The sequence below is a fragment of the Orbaceae bacterium BiB genome (assembly GCA_036251205.1).
GTDB lineage: Bacteria > Pseudomonadota > Gammaproteobacteria > Enterobacterales > Orbaceae > Orbus > Orbus mooreae.
In genome coordinates, this window is record CP133958.1 from 1,399,978 (window position 1) to 1,421,965 (window position 21,988).

The 21,988-nt window shown below is 35.8% G+C and carries 19 protein-coding genes; 10 read left to right on the top strand and 9 right to left on the bottom strand.

The annotated features are described in order from the left end of the window. Window positions 1-69: 69 nt before the first annotated feature. The gene (locus tag RHO11_06560) at window positions 70-1,530 is read left to right on the top strand and encodes a basic amino acid/polyamine antiporter (protein WVD62772.1); all 1,461 of its coding nucleotides are present in this window, start codon (window positions 70-72) and stop codon (window positions 1,528-1,530) included. Window positions 1,531-1,642: 112 nt separating this feature from the next. On the opposite strand, the gene RHO11_06565 is transcribed toward RHO11_06560, so the two are convergent. Beyond that, a complete protein-coding gene (locus tag RHO11_06565; protein ID WVD62773.1) occupies window positions 1,643-1,960 on the bottom strand; it encodes a hypothetical protein in 318 nt (105 codons plus the stop codon). 298 nt (window positions 1,961-2,258) lie between these two features. Here RHO11_06565 and leuS point away from each other — a divergent pair, with 298 nt between their 5' ends. From leuS to nadD, 4 genes are read left to right on the top strand one after another with little or no spacing between them, the layout of a single operon-like run. Beyond that, window positions 2,259-4,853: a leucine--tRNA ligase gene (gene leuS, locus RHO11_06570; protein WVD62774.1), complete on the top strand. Its 2,595-nt coding sequence runs from the start codon at window positions 2,259-2,261 to the stop codon at window positions 4,851-4,853. A 49-nt stretch (window positions 4,854-4,902) separates the two neighbouring features. Next, on the top strand, window positions 4,903-5,424 hold the full coding sequence (gene lptE, locus RHO11_06575; protein WVD62775.1) for an LPS assembly lipoprotein LptE: 522 nt from the start codon (window positions 4,903-4,905) through the stop codon (window positions 5,422-5,424). Beyond that, on the top strand, window positions 5,411-6,424 hold the full coding sequence (gene holA / locus RHO11_06580; GenBank protein ID WVD62776.1) for a DNA polymerase III subunit delta: 1,014 nt from the start codon (window positions 5,411-5,413) through the stop codon (window positions 6,422-6,424). The genes lptE and holA overlap by 14 nt, the downstream gene beginning before the upstream one ends. After that, window positions 6,421-7,077 carry a nicotinate-nucleotide adenylyltransferase gene (gene nadD, locus RHO11_06585; GenBank protein ID WVD62777.1) on the top strand — a complete coding sequence of 219 codons (657 nt, stop codon included), beginning with the start codon at window positions 6,421-6,423 and terminating at the stop codon, window positions 7,075-7,077. Before holA ends, nadD begins: the two co-directional genes overlap by 4 nt. 201 nt (window positions 7,078-7,278) lie before the next feature. Here nadD and lplT read toward each other — a convergent pair whose 3' ends face one another. The 3 genes from lplT to rpsO form a co-directional block, all read right to left on the bottom strand. Then, a complete protein-coding gene (lplT, locus tag RHO11_06590; protein WVD62778.1) occupies window positions 7,279-8,460 on the bottom strand; it encodes a lysophospholipid transporter LplT in 1,182 nt (393 codons plus the stop codon). 69 nt (window positions 8,461-8,529) lie between these two features. Next, window positions 8,530-10,674 carry a bifunctional acyl-ACP--phospholipid O-acyltransferase/long-chain-fatty-acid--ACP ligase gene (aas, locus tag RHO11_06595; GenBank protein WVD62779.1) on the bottom strand — a complete coding sequence of 715 codons (2,145 nt, stop codon included), beginning with the start codon at window positions 10,672-10,674 and terminating at the stop codon, window positions 8,530-8,532. A 298-nt stretch (window positions 10,675-10,972) separates the two neighbouring features. Beyond that, complete coding sequence (rpsO, locus tag RHO11_06600) at window positions 10,973-11,242, bottom strand: 30S ribosomal protein S15 (protein WVD62780.1); 270 nt, start codon at window positions 11,240-11,242, stop codon at window positions 10,973-10,975. Between the two features lie 365 nt (window positions 11,243-11,607). Between rpsO and RHO11_06605 the strand changes: the two genes are divergently transcribed. The 4 genes from RHO11_06605 to raiA all read left to right on the top strand — a co-directional run bounded on the left by RHO11_06605 (window position 11,608) and on the right by raiA (window position 15,347). Continuing rightward, complete coding sequence (locus RHO11_06605) at window positions 11,608-12,861, top strand: PTS ascorbate transporter subunit IIC (protein WVD62781.1); 1,254 nt, start codon at window positions 11,608-11,610, stop codon at window positions 12,859-12,861. A 143-nt stretch (window positions 12,862-13,004) separates the two neighbouring features. Next, on the top strand, window positions 13,005-14,042 hold the full coding sequence (gene purM, locus RHO11_06610; protein WVD62782.1) for a phosphoribosylformylglycinamidine cyclo-ligase: 1,038 nt from the start codon (window positions 13,005-13,007) through the stop codon (window positions 14,040-14,042). 73 nt (window positions 14,043-14,115) lie between these two features. Next, window positions 14,116-14,754: a phosphoribosylglycinamide formyltransferase gene (gene purN, locus RHO11_06615; GenBank protein ID WVD62783.1), complete on the top strand. Its 639-nt coding sequence runs from the start codon at window positions 14,116-14,118 to the stop codon at window positions 14,752-14,754. A 263-nt stretch (window positions 14,755-15,017) separates the two neighbouring features. Then, window positions 15,018-15,347 (top strand): ribosome-associated translation inhibitor RaiA, encoded by a 330-nt coding sequence (gene raiA / locus RHO11_06620; GenBank protein WVD62784.1) that lies wholly within the window; start codon window positions 15,018-15,020, stop codon window positions 15,345-15,347. A gap of 45 nt (window positions 15,348-15,392) precedes the next feature. Here raiA and ndk read toward each other — a convergent pair whose 3' ends face one another. From ndk to RHO11_06640, 4 genes are all read right to left on the bottom strand, one after another. Then, window positions 15,393-15,818 (bottom strand): nucleoside-diphosphate kinase, encoded by a 426-nt coding sequence (gene ndk, locus RHO11_06625; GenBank protein WVD62785.1) that lies wholly within the window; start codon window positions 15,816-15,818, stop codon window positions 15,393-15,395. 6 nt (window positions 15,819-15,824) lie between these two features. Then, window positions 15,825-18,170 (bottom strand): peptidoglycan glycosyltransferase PbpC, encoded by a 2,346-nt coding sequence (gene pbpC / locus RHO11_06630; protein ID WVD62786.1) that lies wholly within the window; start codon window positions 18,168-18,170, stop codon window positions 15,825-15,827. A gap of 53 nt (window positions 18,171-18,223) precedes the next feature. Continuing rightward, entirely contained in the window at window positions 18,224-18,835 is a 612-nt protein-coding gene (locus RHO11_06635; GenBank protein ID WVD62787.1) for a hypothetical protein, read from the bottom strand. A 41-nt stretch (window positions 18,836-18,876) separates the two neighbouring features. Further along, window positions 18,877-19,997 (bottom strand): IS3 family transposase gene (locus RHO11_06640; protein WVD62788.1). Its coding sequence is split into 2 segments (ribosomal slippage): window positions 18,877-19,703 and window positions 19,703-19,997, totalling 1,122 coding nucleotides; the frame shifts between segments, so codons are not numbered across the junction. A gap of 264 nt (window positions 19,998-20,261) precedes the next feature. On the opposite strand from RHO11_06640, the gene RHO11_06645 reads away from it, so the two are divergent. Next, the gene (locus RHO11_06645) at window positions 20,262-21,671 is read left to right on the top strand and encodes a sodium:proton antiporter (GenBank protein WVD62789.1); all 1,410 of its coding nucleotides are present in this window, start codon (window positions 20,262-20,264) and stop codon (window positions 21,669-21,671) included. On the opposite strand, the gene RHO11_06650 is transcribed toward RHO11_06645, so the two are convergent. Next, a complete protein-coding gene (locus RHO11_06650) occupies window positions 21,661-21,981 on the bottom strand; it encodes a YqcC family protein (protein WVD62790.1) in 321 nt (106 codons plus the stop codon). The two genes, RHO11_06645 and RHO11_06650, sit on opposite strands and share 11 nt — an antisense overlap. Window positions 21,982-21,988 lie beyond the last annotated feature (7 nt).

Here is a 21,988-nt window from a genome sequence, read left to right on the forward strand (position 1 = left end):
TTAAACGTAATTATTAACGAGCTTTTAACTGTAATTACCACTAAATAAAATAACCTACTTGGAATTTATATGTCTGAAAACATCAAAAATAATTCAGGACAAAAACTCGGACTCATCGCTCTTATCGCGATTGTTGTTAGCTCAATGATCGGTAGCGGAATCGATGGATTGCCTCAAAATATGGCTCAAAATTCAGCCCTTGGTCCCGTCTTAATCGCTTGGATCATTGCCGGCTTTGGTATCTATTTTATCGCAGAAACCTTTATTTATCTCTCCCAGATACGCCCTGATTTACAAGATGGTGTCTACATGTATGCACGACAAGGATTTGGCGCCTTTATTGCGTTTATTGTCGCTTGGGGATATTGGTTGATGTGTATTTTTAGTAATGTTGCTTATGGTGTGATGGTGATGGATGCATTAAATTATTTCATCCCAGGTTATTTTCAAGGCGGTAATAATTTAGCATCAATCATCGGTACTTCAGTACTGATCTGGGGATTTAACTTTTTAACACTCACTGGTGTTCGTGATGCTGGTATTGTTAATACAATCGGTACATTTGCAAAATTAATTCCACTAGTACTCTTTGTTTGTATTTTAGTTTATGCCGTCAATTATCATCAAATTACTAGCAATTTATGGGGCGAAACAGCAGTAAATACTCATAATGACATTAAAATATCTATTTTATCCCAAATTCTCTCGCCTTTAGATGTTGCCTTATGGTCCTTTATCGGAATTGAAGGAGCGGTTGTTTTGTCTGGCAGAGTAAAAAATAAAAAGGATATCGCAAAAGCAACATTTTGGGGATTTTTTATCTCACTAATATTATGTGTTTTAGTCTCAGTGTTACCATTTGGCGTATTAACTCAACACCAATTAGCAAATATTCCGACACCATCTACAGCTGGTGTATTAAAAGCTGTTGTTGGGAAATGGGGTGAATGGATAATCAATGTTGGTGTGGTGATCTCGGTATTAGCTGCTTGGCTTGCTTGGACTATGTTATGTGCCGAACTCCCGATGTCAGCAGCACAAAATGGAACATTCCCTAAAATATTTGCCAAGAAAAATAGCAAAGGAGCCGCATCGGTCTCTCTTTGGGTTAGTAGTGGCATCATGCAATTAGTGATCTTATTAGTTTACTTTTCACATAATGCTTGGCTAACTTTACTTAATGTATCTGCCGTGATGGTTTTACCGGCTTACTTTGCTTCCGCAGCTTATTTATTTAAATTAGCGATTACTGATGACTTCAAACATAACTTCCCTAAACACCGTCTACGTATCGTATTAACGAGTGTCATTGGACTAATATTCTGCTTATTTATGATTTATGCAAGTAGTTATCAATATGTCATCATGACACCACTATTATTAACCTGTGGTTTGCCATTTTTTATTATAGCTTGTAAAGAAAACAGACCTAATGAACCAATTTTTGCAAAGCATGAACTGCTCTATTTAGCGATTTTAATCATACTTGATATTATCGTCTTAATGACAGAGTTACCAATATTTTCATAGGATTAGTTTATACAAATAAAATCGCACTTATTCACTATAAAACACATTAGGTAAATAAGCAGCTTTGGGTATCTTTAATCATCATCTATTAATAAGATACCCTATTTTTTAATCAAGATGACTGATAACCCGAACTAATGATTTTTCTATAAATTCTTGAGACAAGAATAGCAAAAACTGTACCAATACAGGGAGCTAATGCTAGCCCTATCATATAAAAAACAAATTGTTTAAAGGCTTGATAATTTGAGCCAGGATCAGTGATATTCATAATGGAGAAATAACAAAAAAGAATACTAACAGCCGTTACACCTATTCCAGTAATAATAGCTATTAGTTCTTTGGGTTTGAACAAACAGATCAAAATCGTAACGATGATCACGGTAAACAGAATCGCAATTGCAAAAATACCTAATAAAATTAATCCCATATAGCACTACCCTACGTCAAAAAGTCTTAAATTAGCAATAAGTAATCAACTTTATCTTAGTATTACTCATCTTGGCTAAAACCATAAAATAACAATAAACGATTTCGTTATAATACTGATGAAAGGTATCATTATAATGTAATTTAGCTATTTCCACTCAATGATGACACAAAAATCCGACAAATTATTAATCAGATATTTCATTTTTGGTCAATAACCCATACAATTAGCAGATCATATTTTAGTTAATTGTATTAAAATGCAAATATAAAAATAGTTAATAGGACACAGACCGATTATGTCAATACATATGCAAGAAAATTATCGCCCGGACGAGATTGAAGCACAAGTTCAAAAACACTGGCAGGACAATAAAACGTTTCATGTTAGCGAAGATCCCAATAAACCAAAATATTACTGTTTATCGATGCTTCCTTACCCTTCTGGACGACTGCATTTAGGTCACGTACGTAACTATACTATCGGCGATACTATTTCTCGTTTTCAACGTATGCAAGGTAAAAATGTCTTACAACCGATTGGTTGGGATGCATTTGGTTTACCTGCTGAAGGCGCGGCGGTAAAAAATAATACTGCACCAGCAAAATGGACTTATGAAAATATTGCTTATATGAAAAAGCAATTAAAATTACTGGGCTTCGGTTATGACTGGGATCGTGAAGTAACAACCTGTAGACCCGAATACTACAAATGGGAACAGTGGTTTTTCACTAAACTTTATGAAAAAGGTCTAGTTTATAAAAAAACCTCAGCAGTTAACTGGTGCCCAACTGACCAAACGGTTTTAGCTAACGAACAAGTTGTTGAAGGTTGTTGTTGGCGCTGTAATACTCCGGTTGAACGCAAAGAGATTCCACAGTGGTTTATTAAAATTACCGCTTACGCACAAGAGTTACTTGATGATTTAGAGACCCTAGAAAGTTGGCCAGATCAAGTTAAAACCATGCAGAAAAACTGGATCGGTCGTTCTGAAGGGGTTGAAATTGACTTTGCGGTTGAAAACTACAGTGAAAAATTACGTGTCTATACCACGCGTCCAGATACCTTAATGGGCGTCAGTTTTGTTTCTGTTGCCTCTGAGCACCCTATTGCTCAACTAGCAGCACAAAAAAATGCAGATATTACTGCATTTATTGCTGAATGTAAAAATACCAAAACGGCAGAAGCCGATATGGCGACAATGGAGAAAAAAGGTATTGCGACTGGTTTCTATGCAATCCATCCACTGACTAATGAAAAGATCCCTGTCTGGATTGCTAACTTTGTCTTAATGGAATACGGTACTGGGGCTGTAATGGCCGTTCCTGGACATGATCAACGTGACTTTGAATTTGGCCGTAAATATGACTTAACCATTAAACCCGTTATTTTAGATGCGAATGGCCAAGCACCAGATTTAAGTGAACAAGCCTATACTGAACATGGGAAGCTATTTAACTCAGGTGAATTTGATGGCTTAGACTTTACCCAAGCTTTTGATGCAATTGCCAATAAACTAATAGCTAAAGGTGTTGGTGCTCGTAAAGTTAATTTCCGCTTGCGCGATTGGGGTGTATCTCGTCAACGTTATTGGGGAGCGCCAATTCCAATGGTTACACTTGAGGATGGAACAACCATTCCAACACCAGCGGATCAATTACCCGTTATTTTACCTGAAAATGTTGAAATGAATGGAATTACGAGTCCAATTAAAGCCGATCCAAATTGGGCAAAAACAACGGTTAATGGTCAACCGGCATTACGTGAAACAGATACCTTTGATACATTTATGGAGTCATCTTGGTACTATGCTCGCTACACATGTCCTCATTATGACCAAGGCATGCTTGATGAAAAAGTGGCAAACTATTGGTTACCGGTTGATCAGTATGTTGGTGGTATTGAACATGCCATCATGCATCTACTCTACTTCCGTTTCTTCCACAAATTGATGCGGGATTTTGGAATGGTTACTTCTAATGAACCAGCCAAAAGATTACTTTGTCAGGGAATGGTTCTTGCTGATGCCTTTTACTATACAACTGAGACTGGCGAACGTATTTGGATTTCACCAACTGAAGTTACTGTAGAACGTGATGAAAAAGGTCGAATTGCGAAAGCCACTGATAAATCCGGTCGTGAATTGATTCATGCCGGTATGACAAAAATGTCTAAATCAAAAAATAACGGTATCGATCCACAAGAGATGGTTGAAAAGTATGGTGCAGATACCGTACGTTTATTTATGATGTTTGCCTCTCCAGCGGATATGACTCTTGAGTGGCAAGAGTCTGGTGTAGAAGGTGCAAATCGCTTTATTAAACGTGTATGGCGTTTAGTATTTGAACATGCTGAAAAAGGCGCTGCGCCAGCATTAAATGTCAACGCTCTAGATAGTGAACAAAAAACATTACGACGTGAATTGCATAAAACTATAGCGAAAGTAAGTGATGATATTGGTCGACGCCAAACATTTAACACTGCGATTGCTGCGGTCATGGAATTTATGAATCGTTTACAAAAAGCACCGCAAGAATCAGCACAAGATCGAGCATTAATGGATGAAGCGCTACAGGCCATCGTTCGTCTATTATATCCAATGATGCCACATGCTTGTTTTATTATGTGGGAAGCATTAGGCCATAAAGATAGTATTGATAATGCTAGCTGGCCAGTTGCCGATGAATCTGCCATGATCGAAGATGAGAAACTTGTCGTTGTTCAAATTAATGGTAAAGTTCGTGCAAAATTAACCGTCCCAGCTGATGCAACTGAAGAGTTTGTCACAAATCTTGCAAAAACTGACGCGAATATTCAAAAACATCTAGAAAGTGCAACAATTCGCAAAGTGATTTACGTACCGGGTAAATTATTAAATATTGTTGCTAGCTAATATAAAAATACGGGGTGTTATAGTCACCCCCTTAATTTAGGTAAAATACATGAAAAAATTGCTCAGCTTATGTCTGTTTTTCTCGGTTGTATTAAGTGGTTGTGGTTTTCATCTACAAAACAACACAGAAATACCAAAGCAATTCCAAACAATGACATTTTATAGCCATGATCCATATGGTCAGTTATCACGTGAAATCAAAAATGTATTACGTGAAAATAATGTCAAGTTATTGAATAGTGATGAGAAACGCGATTTTCCTTCATTGCAAATACTGAACCATTCAATCACCAAAGATACTATTTCGATTTACCCAGATGGTAAATCAGCTGAATATCAGCTAATTTTAATTGTTAATGCACAAGTGATCATTGCTGGAGATGATATTTATCCGTTAACAGTGAAAGTATTTAGAACGTTCTTTGATAACCCAGCAAGTGCACTGGCAAAAAGTACCGAACAAAACTTGATAGAACAAGAGATGTATAATCAAGCAGCTAAACAGCTTATTGGTAAATTAAAATCAATTAGCGTCCTTGATAAAAAACCAATATCCTATGATAAAAATTAGTGATAGCCAATTAGTAATCAAGTTAGCGCAGAATGATTCTCTGCGCTATTTTATAACAGTGGGTAACGATCCCTATTTACAATATACTGCACAAAATCAAATCAAAGCGAAGCTAACCTCTCTTGGTTATGCTGAACATACTGTTTTTGTTATTGATAATCAAACCGATTGGAACCAAATTTATCAAAGTAGTCAAGCGATGAGTCTTTTTGCGAATCAAATTGCTTTAATACTCCAATTTGGTGAAACGGCACTAACAGTTGCCTTAGCAAAAAAACTTGATGAATTGACAGCAAGTTTATCTCCAGATATCAGTTTATTAATCTCATTAAGCAAAATGACTAAAACACAAGAGAATGCTCAATGGTTTAAAACGTTATCTGAACATTTAATGGTTATTAGCTGTAATACGCCTGATGCCGAACAACTACCTCAGTGGATTAAACAACAATTACCACATTATGGATTAGATCTTGAAAAACAGAGTATTGAACTGCTCTCTTACTATTATGAAGGTAATTTACTGGCACTAGCGCAAATACTAGAGCAGCTAAAATTGCTTTATCCAACCGGTAAAATCAGTTATAACCAATTAGAAAATAATGTCAATGATACAGCTATCTTTACCCCTTACCACTGGGTTGATGCGATGCTTGCAGGTAAAACTAAACGCTCTATACATATTTTACAACAACTAAAAAGTAATGATACTGAGCCACTTATTTTATTGAGAACTCTGCAACGTGAACTCATTCTATTAATCAATATCCATAAATATACCGCTAAGCATAATCTAAAAATGGCTTATGATTTTTATAAAGTTTGGCAAAATAGACGTAATTTGATTACACCTTATTTAAATAAAACAAATATTGAACAACTTTATCAAATTTTAAATAAATTAACGGAACTTGAAATTATCTTAAAACATGATTATCAATCCCCTGTTTGGGAACAACTCACCACCCTAAATATGTTATTTATAGGTAAAAATGCATGACTAAATCATTAACAGCATTATTTGGCGGTACGTTTGATCCTATTCATTATGGTCACCTATTACCTGCTGTCGCCTTAGTTGAAGAGGTTAAATTGTCACAGGTAAGTTTATTACCGAACCATATCCCACCCCATAAAACACAACCTGAAGCATCTACTTATCAGCGTATAGAGATGCTTAAGTTAGCTATTGCAGACTACCCGATGCTATCTATCGATATGCGGGAAATGAGTCAAAGTCGTCTAGATCGACCATCGTATACCATTGAAACGCTGCAAGCATGGCGTATGGAAAATGGGGATCAGCCTGGTTTAGCGTTTATATTAGGACAGGATTCTCTCCTCAGTTTACCAACATGGAATAATTGGCAAACATTACTCAACTATTGCCATTTACTCATCTGCCGACGACCTGGCTATGCCGAGAATAGCGATAATCCACAACTTAAAGATTGGATCGAGCGTCATCAAACAAAAAATATTGATGATTTACATACTCATCCCAATGGCTTTATCTATTTTGCCAATACCCCACTAGAAAATATTTCAGCGACTGAAATCAGAGAGAAAATCAGTAATGGCAAAAGCTGTGAAACATTATTACCGCCTAAAGTCTGGCAATATATTCAAGCAGAACACTTATACGGCACTTAAGTTATCATATATGATTGTTCAGTATACTTAACGTTTTTTCGTTATTTTATTGCTATAAACTATCATTATAGTGTAAAAAAAGTTCAAAATTGAAGTGCTCAATGAAAGGTTAGTATTTAACGTAGGGTAATTAGACAATCACCCTCTTGCGGTAAAATAGCTCAAGAGGATGATTTTTAGTACAATTTTTGAAATAGATAATTAAGCTAATTTTCTTGACCAATGTAATAGAACAACAATAGCGAGAGAAAAGAGCACTCCAAAGCCAACGCCAATTACAATCACTGGTAAACCGATTGCAATAGCTGCAGAATAGAGTCCTAACATGACCATCATTGCACTATATTCACTAAAGTTTTGTACCGCGATCGCGCTACCTGCACCAATAGTATTTTTACCAAAATTTTGTAATAGTGCATTGAGTGGAACAAGAAAGAATCCGCCAAGCATACCAATAATTACCAGTAATAAATAAGAAAAAACCATACTACTTTGCAATGTAAAACAGATGACCGCTATTCCCATCAATATCCCAGCGGGAATACAGCGTTTAGTATTTTCCATATTAATACATTTAGCAGCCAAGCCAGCTCCAAATACAATACCAATTGCAACGACGGCATTTAAAATCGTTGGCGTTGTATTATCATGACGATTCAATACTAACGGTACCCAATCAATTAATAAAAAGCGTAAAGTAATACCCGCTCCCCAAAATAGACTAGTTCCAACTAAAGTAATCCTTGCCTGCTGATGTGTTAATAGCACCTTTGCTGAATGAACAAAATCGTTGACCATACCAATAAGATTCCACGTCACATTTTTTCTAGCAGGTTTTAACTTAGGGATAAATAAATTGGCAACCATCGCAATGCCGAACATAATTATGCAGGTAATAATTGATGCAGTAATATGAAGATCTGATATATATCCTCCTGCAACACTACCTAACAGTATCGCAGCGATTGTTGATGCTTCAATTAATCCATTTGCTTTAACTAAATTATCACCACTCGTTAATTCCCCCAAAATGCCATATTTAGCTGGTGAATAGCATGCTGCACCAATTCCAACTAACACATAACCTAAGAAAGGACTAACACCAACACAGATAATCATGGCCCCTAATAGTTTTAATAAATTCGAAATCAGCATCACTCGTCCTTTCGAATAACTATCAGCAATTTGTCCAACAAAAGGAGCTGTCACAATAAAAGCAATAACAAATACCATCTGTAGTACTGGTTTACTCCAATCGGGATAATGGAGATTTTTAATCAATGCCAAAATAGCAAACAGTAAAGCATTATCAGCAAAAGCAGAGAAGAACTGAGCAAGCATGGTCGCAACTATACCACGATTTAATAAAGTTTGATTGTCCATAATAATTCCTCATCAATCCCCGTATAAAAACTATACGAGGCTTGATATTGAGATTAAGTTTGCAATTATTTAACTTTCGTCTGCCATTTTTCTTAAGGTAATAAAATCAATTTTACCTGTACCGAGTAATGGTAACTGTTTAATAATACGAATATCTCGAGGAACAGCTAAGGCAGGAATACCTAATGACTGTGCAGCTTGATTAAGCTTATCGCGTGACATATTTTCAGAAGTGGTAAATAAAACTATTGCTTCCCCTTTACTTCCATCAGCTTTAATCGTCGCACCATGCATTGCATCGGCATCAACCATCTTCGCTAATGTTTCAACACTTTCAAGAGAAACCATTTCACCAGCTATTTTAGCAAAACGTTTTAGTCGACCTTTGATAGTAATAAACCCATCGTTATCAATGTCCACAATATCGCCAGTATCATACCAGCCTTTAATCGCTTTACCATCATTATCGGTTGCACTAACAGAGACTAATTTACCTGGATGATCAACTAATAGATAGCCTTTCATTACATTCGGCCCTTGTAACTGTAAACGACCGCCACTTTCAATACCAGGGACAGGGATAATTTTGGTATGTATTCCAGGTAAAGCTCGGCCAACCGAACCAGCTTTATAAGCCATCGGTACATTTAATGAAACAACCGGCGCACATTCAGTAACACCATACCCCTCTAAAATACGAATACCAAACTTACTTTTCCATAATTCACGAGTTGCATCAGATAATCGTTCAGCTCCTGCAACAACATAACGTAAACGCATAAAATCATAAGGATGAGCGTAGCGTGCATAGTTGGCTAAGAATGTTGGTGTTCCAAATAGTACCGTACAATTTTGATCGTAGACAACTTCAGGGACGGCTTTGTAATGCAGAGGATTTGGATATAAAAAGGTTTTACTACCAGAATAAAGAGGTAACAATAAGCCAGCAGTAAGACCAAAAGCATGGAATAGTGGTAGTGTTGACATAAATCGATCGGTTGGCATAGGATCAATAACACTACGAATCTGTTCAACGTTAGCTAACAAACTCCCATGAGAATGAACGACCCCTTTAGGATTCCCCTCTGAACCAGAAGTAAATAAGACTAATGCTTCATCTTCATAATTGTGACTACGTTTTAAAAAACGCGGCATAAACTGATAGGTAAGAACCGATAGTTTATCGGTAATCGACAAACTATTTTTAAAATCTTCTAAGAAATACCATTTAACTCCATCTATTTCATCCAATAAATGGTCTAATTTACCTTTATCCAAAAACTTTCTTGAGGTAATGATTGTTTTAACACAAGCCGCTTTGACCGCACAATTCAAACCTTTTTCACCAGCAGTATAATTTAACATCGCGGGAATTCGGTTTTTTAACGACAACCCAAAAATAACTGAGACACTAATGACAGCATTAGGTAATAGCACACCAACACGTTCCTTTGGTTCCGTCAATTTTTCAATAATCAAACCAATGCCTAGAATTTGCTGTAATAATTGGCGATAAGTTAAATTCTTACTAGTTGGATCTTGAATGATCGTGGTACTCGATCCTGAACGAGCTTGCGACTCTAATAATGCGTTGAATAAAGTCAATTTAGGACGACTTGCCATTCTTGCTTCCATCATTATTTGATGGAGTTTTTCACCTGTAATATAACGTCTTTCACTAGCCTTTTTGGCATTTGGCATCGCAATAGAGGTTGGCTCAAGTACATGAATGGTAATAGTTGGAAATAATCGTCGCTTAAAGATTCCTTTTAAACGGCTAGTCGTCGTGAATTCGGCACCCTCGATCCAAATTGGCACAATAGTCGCTTGAGATTTTGCTGCAACAAATGCGGTACCATCATAAATCTTCATTAATGAACCCGTAATAGTAATTCGCCCCTCAGGGAAAATCACAATAGATCGACCTTTATTGACTTCTCTAACTAATCGTTTAATCGCCATTGGATTTGTTGGATCCATCGGCACAAAATCAACATAACGTTTGGCGATGTTTACCACCCAATGATCAATATAGCCTGAGTAGATGGCAAAAACAGGTTTAACGGGTAAAAAGACACCTAATAAAACACCGTCAAGAAAAGAAACATGGTTGGAAGTAATAATCAGCTTATCTTGATTAAAATTGTTAAGATTACCTTTGATACGAACATGGAATAGAACTTTTAATATAATTTTTATAATCTTTAAGACCATGAGAAAATCTCAGAAACGTGCAACATTACACATCCCAAATAATAGAGAGAAAAAATAGCCGTGCAAGATATTGCTGACACTGTTTGTTTAAAAATAGAACAGAATTGAATAAAACTAGAGTTTATAAAAACATAATAAATTGATTTATAATGAAATTTAATTTTTTAAGGTTTTTGTGCTACATCAAATAGAAATGATTAAAATTAATACATTTTTTACAATTACTTATCATTTAGCTTAATTATAACCATAAAAAAAGGGGATAAAAATATCCCCTTTTTAAAAAAATTAACTAAAATTAGCGACGTAAGCCTAATTTTTGGATTAATTGGTTATAACGATCAACATCACTTTGTTTTAAATAATCGAGTAATTTACGACGGCTAGAAACCATACGTAATAAACCACGACGGCTATGGTGATCTTTTTTATGTTCAGAAAAGTGACCTTGCAAATCATTAATACGAGCCGTTAATAATGCAACTTGAACTTCAGTAGAACCAGTATCATTTGTTCCACGACCATATTCAGCAACAAGCTTAGCTTTATCTTCTGTACTTAGAGACATAATAACTCCTAAAATATTTTAGATTAAAAAAAGAAGTGCCGATCTCTAACTCAGCACATTCTGTGGGCTGTAAATTATATATTAATTACACTAAATTGCAATAAAGGATAAAGACTTCCTGACGAATTATCACACCACCGCTCACTGGCAAAAATTAGCTCCTTTTTGAATAATTGCTACCATTAACTACCAATATCATTGCACTTTATACAGTATAAATAAAAAATATTTTATATAAACAAATAGATACAACTATAACCATATTATTTTTATGGGAATATTATTTCTGTGAGAAATATCTCAAAATTAAAACATCGTTTTAAATATAATGATCCGAAATTTTAATTAAACTATGTGGTGATAATATGGAATTATTCTTAAGTATATTTGGAAAACCAGCAATAATCATTGCGCTCGTTGCATTTATCGGATTAGTTTTACAAAAAGCAAAAATATCAAAAATTATAACAGGTACGCTATTATCATTTATTGGTTTCGTCTTAATAAAGACAGGGGGTAAAATACTGGGTGGTGTCCTTGGCATGTTTAGTGCTATGTTTTCAAATGCATTTGGTATGCATGGCGTTGTGCCAAGTAACGAAGCCATTACCGCTTTAACAATGGATACATTAGGAACAAGTGCTGCATTTATCTTATTTTTTGCCATGATTATCAATTTACTATTGGCACGATATACTCGCTTCAAATCAATCTATCTATCACTACATTTAGTTCTTTTTATGGCCTTCTCTTTTACCGCGGTATTACAAGGCTTAGGCTACAGCGGTAATACAATAATTATCGCAGGTGCAATAATCATCGGCTGTTATATGGCAATATTCCCGACTCTTTTATCTAAATTCAGCCGTTCAATTATTGGCAATAACGATTATTGTATTGCCCATGCAGGCACAATCTCTTATCTTGCTGGTTCTTATTGCGGAAAATGGTTTGGTAACAAAAAAATAGATGTTGAACATTTAAAAATCAATGATAGATACAGTTTTTTAAAACAAGCAGATGTTGCAACATTTATAACAATGTTTATTTTATTATGTATCTCTGGAATATTTTCATCAGAAGATTATTTAAAAACAATTATAGGCAATGATACATTTATCATCTTTGCCCTAGAACAATCAGCAATTTTTGCTGGAGGATTATATATTGCTAAAAAAGGGGTCGCTATTTTTACTGAAGAAGTTGTTCCTGCATTTAAAGGGTTTGCTCAAGTAGTTGCACCAGGCTGCGTTCCAGCTGTCGATCCGATGGTATTATTTGATAAAGCCCCCAACTGCGTCTTAATTGGTTTTTTAGTCAGCTTCTTTACTGAAATTCTTTGTGTTGTTATCTTTCCATTTATCCATTTACCGATCATTATCCCTGGCATCATGGCAAGTTTTATTACAGGCGGTACGGCAGCAATATTTGGAAACTCAACAGGAGGAGCGAGAGGCGCTATCATAGCGGCCTTTATTAATGGATTACTACTTTGTATATTGCCGGCACTGGCATTACCACTATTTTCTTTTTTAGGTGTACAAGGCGTCACCTTTGCTGATCCAGACTTTACCTCATTATCATTAATCACAGACGCAATACTTAAGCTTTTTAGTTAACATATCTAAAGTATGCAGCCGCGGATGGTGCTGCATACTAAAATTATTGAATTGTAATTAAAAACAACTATCGCCATTACTCCCTAACACTGCTAAAATAACCCCACATTTCACCTTACATAATGAACCTTGAGGGTTTTACTGTGTCAGACAAAACATCTTTAAGCTATAAAGATGCTGGTGTTGATATCGATGCCGGCAATGAACTCGTCAATCGAATTAAATCTGTTGTTAAAGAAACCAAACGACCTGAAGTCATTGGTGGATTAGGTGGTTTTGGTGCATTGTGCGCAATTCCACAAAAATACAAAGAACCTATTCTCGTATCTGGTACCGATGGTGTTGGAACAAAATTACGTTTAGCTATGGATTTAAATCGTCATGATTCAATTGGTATTGATTTAGTTGCCATGTGTGTCAATGACCTTATTGTACAAGGTGCAGAACCGTTATTTTTCTTAGATTACTATGCAACAGGCAAACTTGAAGTTGATGTTGCAGCAACAGTTGTAACGGGTATCGCAGAAGGATGTAAACAATCAGGTTGTGCGCTTGTTGGTGGTGAAACAGCAGAAATGCCAGGTATGTATCATGGTAATGACTATGATATCGCAGGTTTTTGTGTCGGGGTGGTTGAAAAATCAAAAATAATTGATGGAAGTAAAGTGCAAGATGGTGATGCAATTATCGCTTTAGCCTCAAGCGGACCACACTCAAATGGTTATTCATTAGTTCGTAAAATTATTGAAGTTAGCAAAGCAAACCCAGCCAAAGAGTTATTAGCCGGGAAAAGTTTAGCGGATCATCTATTAGCACCAACTAAAATCTATGTTAAATCAATACTTAACTTAATTGAGAACATTGATGTTCATGCTATTGCTCATATTACAGGTGGTGGTTTCTGGGAAAATATTCCACGAGTACTACCTGATAATACACAAGCCATTATTGATGCAAAAAGTTGGCAATGGCCTGAAGTATTTAATTGGTTACAAAAAGCTGGGAATGTTGATACCCACGAAATGTATCGTACTTTTAACTGTGGCGTTGGTTTAATTGTGGTGCTACCAAAACAACTGGTTGATAAAGCAATAAAATTACTTAACGATAGTGGTGAAAAGGCTTGGTTGTTAGGTGAAATAAAATCATCTAATTCAACGGAACGAGTCATTATCAAATAATAGATGTTGAAAATATGGGCGAATTAACGCCCTTTTCTTTTTTCGTTGTGGATAAATATAGTAAGTGACAATAATGAAAAATATAGTGGTTCTTGTTTCAGGTAGCGGTTCAAATTTACAGGCAATTATTGATGCCTGTGCAACAAAACACATTAATGGAAATATTGTTGCCGTCATTAGTAATAAACCCGATGTCTATGCACTGAAAAGAGCAAAAAACAGTCATATTCCTACCCATGTAATTAATCATAAAGATTATTTATCTCGAGAAGCGTTTGATCAGGTTGTTGCTAAACAAATTGATGTCTATCAACCCGATCTGATTGTACTTGCAGGCTATATGCGTATATTGACCCCAGAATTCGTTAAACACTACGCGGGTAAGATGCTTAATATTCATCCCTCACTTTTACCCAAGTATCCTGGACTTCATACACATAAAAGAGCCATTGAAGCCGGAGATCAAGAGCACGGTACAACCGTTCATTTTGTTACTGAAGAGCTTGATGGTGGACCAATTATTTTGCAAGCTAAAGTACCAATTTTTGCCGATGATACCGAACAAGATGTGATTGATAGAGTGCTGGTACAAGAGCATCAAATCTATCCATTAGTTATCAAATGGTTTTGTGATAATCGATTATCGATGCAACAAGGTAAAGCTTATTTAGATAATAAAGAGATCCCATTGTCTGGATATGGTGAAGATTAGCATCGCTGAATCAGATTCGTTATAATTTTGATGTAAGATATGAATATAGTATAAAAATAGATAACGAAGCGGTGGCTAAGGTTCTTTACGGAACTAGAGTAGAACTATAATGAAACTACAATGGGACTACAATTCTCTGTAAATTTTTAGTTAAACATAAAATAGTTACCACGAATATATTGACCTTTGAGTAATAATTTGCGAATGTAGTAAGTAGTTTATATCCTTGTTATATTTGTTAGTAAATAAAAAGGGGGTCAATTATGACTTTAAGTATTACCAGTAAGCAAATGGATATTACACCAGCAATCAGAAGCTATATTGAAGATAAATTTAGCAAACTTGATAAATGGCATGCATTACTAATTAATCCACATTTCATTTTATCAAAAGAGCCTGATGGATTTATTATTGATGCGACGATTGCAACGAAGGGAACACCACTGGTCGCCTCCGCTAAACATGATGATATGTATACAGCTGTTAATGATTTAATTAGTAAACTCGAAAAACAGTTAAATAAATTGCAGCATAAAGGTGAAGCAAGACGCGCTTCTGAGAGTATTAAAAGCTATGTATCTGCTGAAGAGTAGCTATATACCGACAATTGATAAAAAGGCACTAAAGTGCCTTTTTTATTATGCAGAAAAAATCTCATTCTTTACGAAAAAGTAAGCGATTTCACGTTCCGCAGACTCAATAGAATCTGATCCGTGTAACGCATTTTCAGTCACATTATCAGCAAAATCATAACGAAGAGTTCCCGCTAATGCTTTGGCGGGATCGGTAGCCCCCAAAACTTCACGATAATGAGTGATTGCATTATCGCCTTGTAATACCATAACGACAATAGGACCTGAAGTCATAAAATCAATTAAGCGTTCAAAAAACACTTTTCCTTTATGTTCAGCATAGAAGCCTTCTGCTTGTTCACGAGTTAAATGAACCATCTTTAATGCAATAATATTGAGTCTAGCCTGGGTAAGACGTTCTATTATTTTACCGATAAGCTGTTTTTTTACTGCATTAGGTTTAATTATTGATAATGTTTGTTCCATACTCATTCTGCCTTACTCCTGTTGTACTTGGAAGTTTATTCTATCAATTTGGCCACTTTCGTCCAATGATAATAAATTATGGGAACCTTTATTTACACTGGTAAATATTATTTTAGCATCAAGATCTCCGCTCGTGTCAGTAATTAACTCACCATCTAAAAATAACCATTTTTGACCAAGACCACCTTGACTCCGGATTGTTAACTCTAAACTATCTTGATTAGGTAATATTTGTAACACTTGATTAGGAAGAATACCACTCATAAAAAGAGGTGAATATTGCGCTCCGCCTTCCGGTGGACAAGTTGGATCAATTGGTGGAATAAATTTCGCTCTGCGCTCATTGGGTAATAGCCAATTCTCTAGTTGGATAGGCCACAGTGCGATATCTTTTTTAATGGCATTTGTGCAATCAGCACCAACACTTAGACCTTGCTCATTAACCCAAATTGTCATAAAACCTGAACGAAAAGCTCGTTTTCTTATCATATTAAGTTGTTCAAGTGTCGGGGGAATAATGCCATCAACAATCCAGGCTCGTTTTTTTCGATGACAGTTGATATCATTCTCATGTAACTGCGTACCTGTGGGCCAACAGATATTAACAGCACTCACCGAATTAGGCATCGGGTCAATCGGTAAGTTTCGATTAAGATTACGTTCTCTATTCAGTAAAAAACGATTTACTTGTTGCAAAATAGGAACCGCCGTAATATTACCATATTGACCAACCACAGGAGTTCCATCTGGTCTACCAACCCAAACACCAATAAGATAACGAGGATTAATACCGATAGCCCAAGCGTCTCGGTAACCATAGCTAGTACCGGTTTTCCAAGCAAGGGGAGAAATGTTTCCGGATTGTGAACCCAACATTGGAACAGTTTGAAAAGCTAAAATCCGACGAATGATCCAAGCACTCCCCTCATTCATTAATGGTTTTTCTGATAATGGTTCATCACTCGTAAAACGTAACTGCGCAACCTGCCCTTTTCTAGCAAAAGCACTGTAAGTACTAACTAACTCATCCATACGGACTGATGCACCACCTAAAATATAACTGATATTTGGCTGATTTTGACTTGATACTAGTGATAAACCTACAGAGTTCAATTGACTGGCAAAACGAGTAGGTCCATAAATCTCCATTACTTGAACGGCAGGTAAATTCAGTGAGCGTTGTAATGCCTCACTGACACTAACTGGACCATTATACCCTTCATCAAAATTAGTTGGCCGGTAATCAGAACTAATCCGAGGTACATCTTGTAATAATGATTCAGAATGAATCATGCCATCATTCAGGGCTAATCCATATAAAAAAGGTTTTAATGTTGAGCCTGGAGAACGTAGCGATTTGATCATATCAACTTGACCAAATCGAGTTCGATCATTGAAATCAATTGATCCAACATAGCCTTTCACGGTCATATCAACATGATCAACCACTAAAATGGCTAATGAGTTTTTCGGTGGAAGTTGGTTTTTCCAGTTAATAGCCATATCTTCAAGCGCATATTGTAAGGATTCATCAATCGTTGAGTGAATAATATCTTTTGTTGGATAAGCAAGACTTAATCTACGCGCAAGTAATGGTGCTAATTGAGGTGAGCGACGAGGATAAACCCAAACCTCTTCTTGTTTAACTTGTTCAATAATCTCTTTAGACCAAACATGATAGGTTAATAATCGTTCTAATACTTTATCTCGAGCTTGTTGCGCTCTTTCAGGGTAACGATCAGGTCTTAAACGACTCGGGGCTTGTGGTAATACAGCTAAAAGAGCAGCATCACTTCGAGTCAATTCCCGTGGCGATATCCCTAAATAAGACCAACTAGCTGCACCAATTCCCTCAATCGTACCACCATATGGGGCACGATTAATATATAAAGTGAGAATCTCGTCTTTCGTATAGTGCCATTCCAATTGTAACGTACGAAATAGTTGTTTAAATTTACCCCATATTGAACGCTCATGGGGATCGAGGATTCTCGCCACTTGCATTGAAAGTGTGCTCCCCCCTGAAATTATTTTATCATTAGTAATGTTTTGATAGGTTGCACGTAATAAAGCTAAAAAATCGATCCCGACATGTTGATAAAAATGTCGATCTTCATAAGTAAGTAGTGCCTCAATATAGTAATCAGGCACATCCTCTAATGTCACTGGATAACGCCAAATGCCATTACTATCAGCAAATCGCCATAGTGGAGTACCATTTTGGGCCAAAACAGTTTGCGTTGATTTAACATTAACAATCGGTAAAGGTAAAAAAAAGTCTGCAACAATAAATATAGTAAACAGAATTACGGGAAAAATAATGACTGTATACAGATATTTTTTCAATCGTCGTTTCATTAAACCCTATCAAAACCTATTATTTATCGGACTAACTGAGTCATTCATCATGATTACTCTTTTTTAGGATTGATTGTCATTAAAGGGATGGAATCGCCAATCGCATACCATTGAGTACTATACATCGATTCAACATAAGGTGCTGGAACCCTATATTGCCCAACACTAACCGCACTCGCCAAATAAATTAATTTTTTACTATAACGATTTTCGGTTGTACGATTATGGATTGCAATAGCCGCAATATAACGATCATCACGAAACTCTTGGTATTTAATATCATTACTGTGTTGTTCTTTAAGTAACTCAGCTAATTCTGGCATTGCCTGCAGATTAATACAGTTATTCACTAAATTTGGATTTTCTAACTCAAGCCCAGCAGGTAACATGTCAACAACTAATGCATCATTAATCACTCTATCGGCAGAAACATCTAACATAACAATAATCATATCACCGACGTGAAGCTGGTCAGGCGTTATTGGATTACCTTTAGTATCAAAATATTGTCTTGAAATACTCAGAACCCCATTAATTGGTGTCGGTTTCGGCGCGGTTTTAGTATAGCCAGATAAAGAGAATTGAAGATGTAATGGTAATGCGTTATAAGGGTTATGCACTGTAATACAATTCGTAAGTTGCTTATAATCGAGCGTTTTATGCATGTGGAATGTCCACACCTTTTAGTACCAAAAAGATAAGGTCATTATCTATTTCTATACTCAACGGGTGTTTGATAATTTAATGTTGAATGAAGCCGAGTATAATTAAACCAATCAACATAATGATTAAATTGTAACGTCAACTGTTCAAGCGAATCAAATACACCATTTGAGACGAATTCGGTTTTTACGGCTTTAAATGTTGCTTCAGCAACCGCATTGTCATACGGGCAACCTTTATAACTTAACGAACGTGTAATACCAAATGTCGTTAAACATTCATCAATCAGGTGATTATCAAACTCTTTTCCTCTATCAGAATGAAATAAATCAACATCATGTAAGTCCATGGGTATTTGGCTTATTGCTTGCATCACAAGCTCTGCTGTCTTATTTCTGCCAGCACTTCGTCCGACTATCTCTCGATTACGGATATCAACAATAATACACAGGTAATTCCAACGCTGTTTTACCCTTACATAGGTTAAATCAGTTACCAAAACTTTTCGCTTTTGACCCACTTCAAACTCTCGGTCAAGCGCATTGCTCACGATTGATTCATTACTCTTTTCAGCATCAATACGGTATTTTTTACAGGTATATTTTGAGACTAATTCCTTTTCCTTCATTATTCGACCAATTCGCCGTCTCGATAATGCTATACCTTGCCGTTTCAGCTCTGCTTGCAAGCGTCTTGTACCATAAACACGATAATTTAGGTCAAATACTTCGCTTACTTTATCGCAGAGTGTTTCATTTTGTTGATACGGTACCATTCGTCGTTGATAATAAAACTGATTTCGGGTGACGTGCAAACATCGACATAAACTTCGTAGGCTATATCGATGCTTATTCTGCGAAATTAATGCGATTTTCGCCCCATTATCAACGCTGCCTGCTTTAGGATATCATTCTCCATTAACAAGCGTTTATTTTCTTTGCGTAAGGCAATCAGTTCATTCTCCTCATGACTTCGATTACCTTGCGCTGTAAATGAACCCGTTTCTTGGTATTGTTTTATCCACTTATCTAATGCTGATTTAGTTAAATCGTACTCAGCAACGATGTCTGCTCGCTTTTTGCCATTTCGATGTAGCATAACCATCTGTTTTTTAAACTCATGACTAAAACTACGCTTTTCTTTTCGATTTAAATGTTGTGTCATTGTTGCTCCTTTCTTGTGTTTTTGGATTATCATAACAATGACCTTATAAAACTGGTACTAATTAGTGTAGCCTATCCAAAATGCAAAGATCACATAGATAGTCAAATCTAATAATTTATTCTCGTTTTTAGCTACAAATCTATTTTATAAAAATATAATAACAATTGGCAACACTGCTTATTACATTCCATAAAATAGCGCACTTAATGATGATATCTTTGTTATAATAACGCAGTCAATTTAACTATTTTTTGGAGTAATGAAATGCCAGCTAGACTAATGGCTATACTGATTCTGTTTTGTTTTTTACCTAACGAGGTTTATGCTGCAAATTTTGATGCATCTTCATTATCACTAGGCTGGGGAATCCCTTTCGCTGGAATTTTACTTTCTATTGCATTATTCCCACTGTTTGCGCCAACTATTTGGCACCACCATTATGGAAAAATAATTTTCGTCTGGACACTATTGTTTGCGGTACCATTTACCATCACATTTGGTCTTGATACTATCACTTATATTGTAGCTCATGCAGTACTTGAAGAGTATATCCCCTTTATTTTACTACTACTCGCTCTCTTTACAGTTTCAGGTGGAATTTTAGTTAAAGGCAATTTAAAAGGTACTCCTAAGTTTAATGTTGCTTTACTCGCAATTGGTACTGTACTTGCTTCAATAATGGGAACAACGGGCGCAGCAATGTTAATGATTAGACCGATTATTCGAGCAAATGATAACCGTAAACACCAAGTACATATTATTATCTTTTTTATCTTTCTTGTTGCCAATATAGGCGGTGGATTAACGCCATTAGGTGATCCGCCATTATTTATTGGCTTTTTGAAAGGTATTGACTTTATCTGGACATTACAACATATGTTGTTACCGGTGTTATTAACATCAATATTATTATTAGTGGTTTTTTACTTTATTGATAACTATTATTACCAATCACAAAATGAAATTTTAGAACGCGATCCTACACCAGATAAAGGTATAAAAATTTATGGTAAACAGAATTTTATTTTATTAATTGCCGTTATCATAACCGTTCTACTTTCTGGTGTTTGGCAGCCTAATATTAATATTTCTCTATTTGGAACAAACCTTGCTTTACAAAATATCATACGAGATATTCTATTTTTGGTAATTACCTTTATCTCTCTATTTATTACGCCAAAGCAAATACGTTCAGCTAATCAATTTAACTGGGAACCGATTTTAGAAGTCGCGAAATTATTTATTGGTATTTTTATCACAATCGTACCAGTTCTTGCTATTTTACGAATGGGTAATGAAGGAAGTCTCTCATCACTGGTCTCACTAGTCAGCGATAACAATGGCTCACCAATCAATCTTATGTACTTTTGGTTAACCGGTCTTTTATCTGGCTTTTTAGATAATGCACCAACCTATTTAGTCTTCTTTAACTTAGCATCTGGAGACGCGGCGACATTAATGGGGCCACTAGAAAAAACATTATTAGCTATTTCAATGGGATCCGTATTTATGGGAGCATTAACTTATATCGGTAACGCTCCTAACTTTATGGTGAAAAGTATTGCTAGCCAAAATAATATTAAAATGCCGAGTTTTTTTGGTTATATGAAATGGTCAATCGGGATATTAATTCCCGTATTTATCGTTAATTCTATCGTCTTTTTTATTCTTTAACTAACAGATCTAAACGTTTGAGCAAGGAGAGCAATTGCAATGCTTCATCTTGCTCTTTCAATATTTCCTCAAAATAAGGGTGGAGAGCAAAGTTACGAGGTAAACTAGCATTTGCCTCAATTAGGGCATGCATTCTCGGTAAAAAGACCCATTGTAACCACTCATAAGCTGACATCGTATCAATCGCAAAGGGTTGTTCACTAATAAAAGCCTCTGGCGGCGGTGGTAAACTTTGCCATAACTGTCTAAATTGCATCTCTTGCTTTATTTCATTAAGTAGTAATGAAATGCTTTGATTAAATTTTTCCATAAATAAA

Coding starts and splice junctions, on each gene's coding strand:
- RHO11_06560 (WVD62772.1), top strand. CDS start 70: ATGTCTGAAAACATCAAAAATAATTCAGGACAAAAACTCGGACTCATC.
- RHO11_06565 (WVD62773.1), bottom strand. CDS start 1,960: ATGGGATTAATTTTATTAGGTATTTTTGCAATTGCGATTCTGTTTACC.
- leuS (WVD62774.1), top strand. CDS start 2,259: ATGTCAATACATATGCAAGAAAATTATCGCCCGGACGAGATTGAAGCA.
- lptE (WVD62775.1), top strand. CDS start 4,903: ATGAAAAAATTGCTCAGCTTATGTCTGTTTTTCTCGGTTGTATTAAGT.
- holA (WVD62776.1), top strand. CDS start 5,411: ATGATAAAAATTAGTGATAGCCAATTAGTAATCAAGTTAGCGCAGAAT.
- nadD (WVD62777.1), top strand. CDS start 6,421: ATGACTAAATCATTAACAGCATTATTTGGCGGTACGTTTGATCCTATT.
- lplT (WVD62778.1), bottom strand. CDS start 8,460: ATGGACAATCAAACTTTATTAAATCGTGGTATAGTTGCGACCATGCTT.
- aas (WVD62779.1), bottom strand. CDS start 10,674: ATGGTCTTAAAGATTATAAAAATTATATTAAAAGTTCTATTCCATGTT.
- rpsO (WVD62780.1), bottom strand. CDS start 11,242: ATGTCTCTAAGTACAGAAGATAAAGCTAAGCTTGTTGCTGAATATGGT.
- RHO11_06605 (WVD62781.1), top strand. CDS start 11,608: ATGGAATTATTCTTAAGTATATTTGGAAAACCAGCAATAATCATTGCG.
- purN (WVD62783.1), top strand. CDS start 14,116: ATGAAAAATATAGTGGTTCTTGTTTCAGGTAGCGGTTCAAATTTACAG.
- raiA (WVD62784.1), top strand. CDS start 15,018: ATGACTTTAAGTATTACCAGTAAGCAAATGGATATTACACCAGCAATC.
- ndk (WVD62785.1), bottom strand. CDS start 15,818: ATGAGTATGGAACAAACATTATCAATAATTAAACCTAATGCAGTAAAA.
- pbpC (WVD62786.1), bottom strand. CDS start 18,170: ATGAAACGACGATTGAAAAAATATCTGTATACAGTCATTATTTTTCCC.
- RHO11_06635 (WVD62787.1), bottom strand. CDS start 18,835: ATGCATAAAACGCTCGATTATAAGCAACTTACGAATTGTATTACAGTG.
- RHO11_06645 (WVD62789.1), top strand. CDS start 20,262: ATGCCAGCTAGACTAATGGCTATACTGATTCTGTTTTGTTTTTTACCT.
- RHO11_06650 (WVD62790.1), bottom strand. CDS start 21,981: ATGGAAAAATTTAATCAAAGCATTTCATTACTACTTAATGAAATAAAG.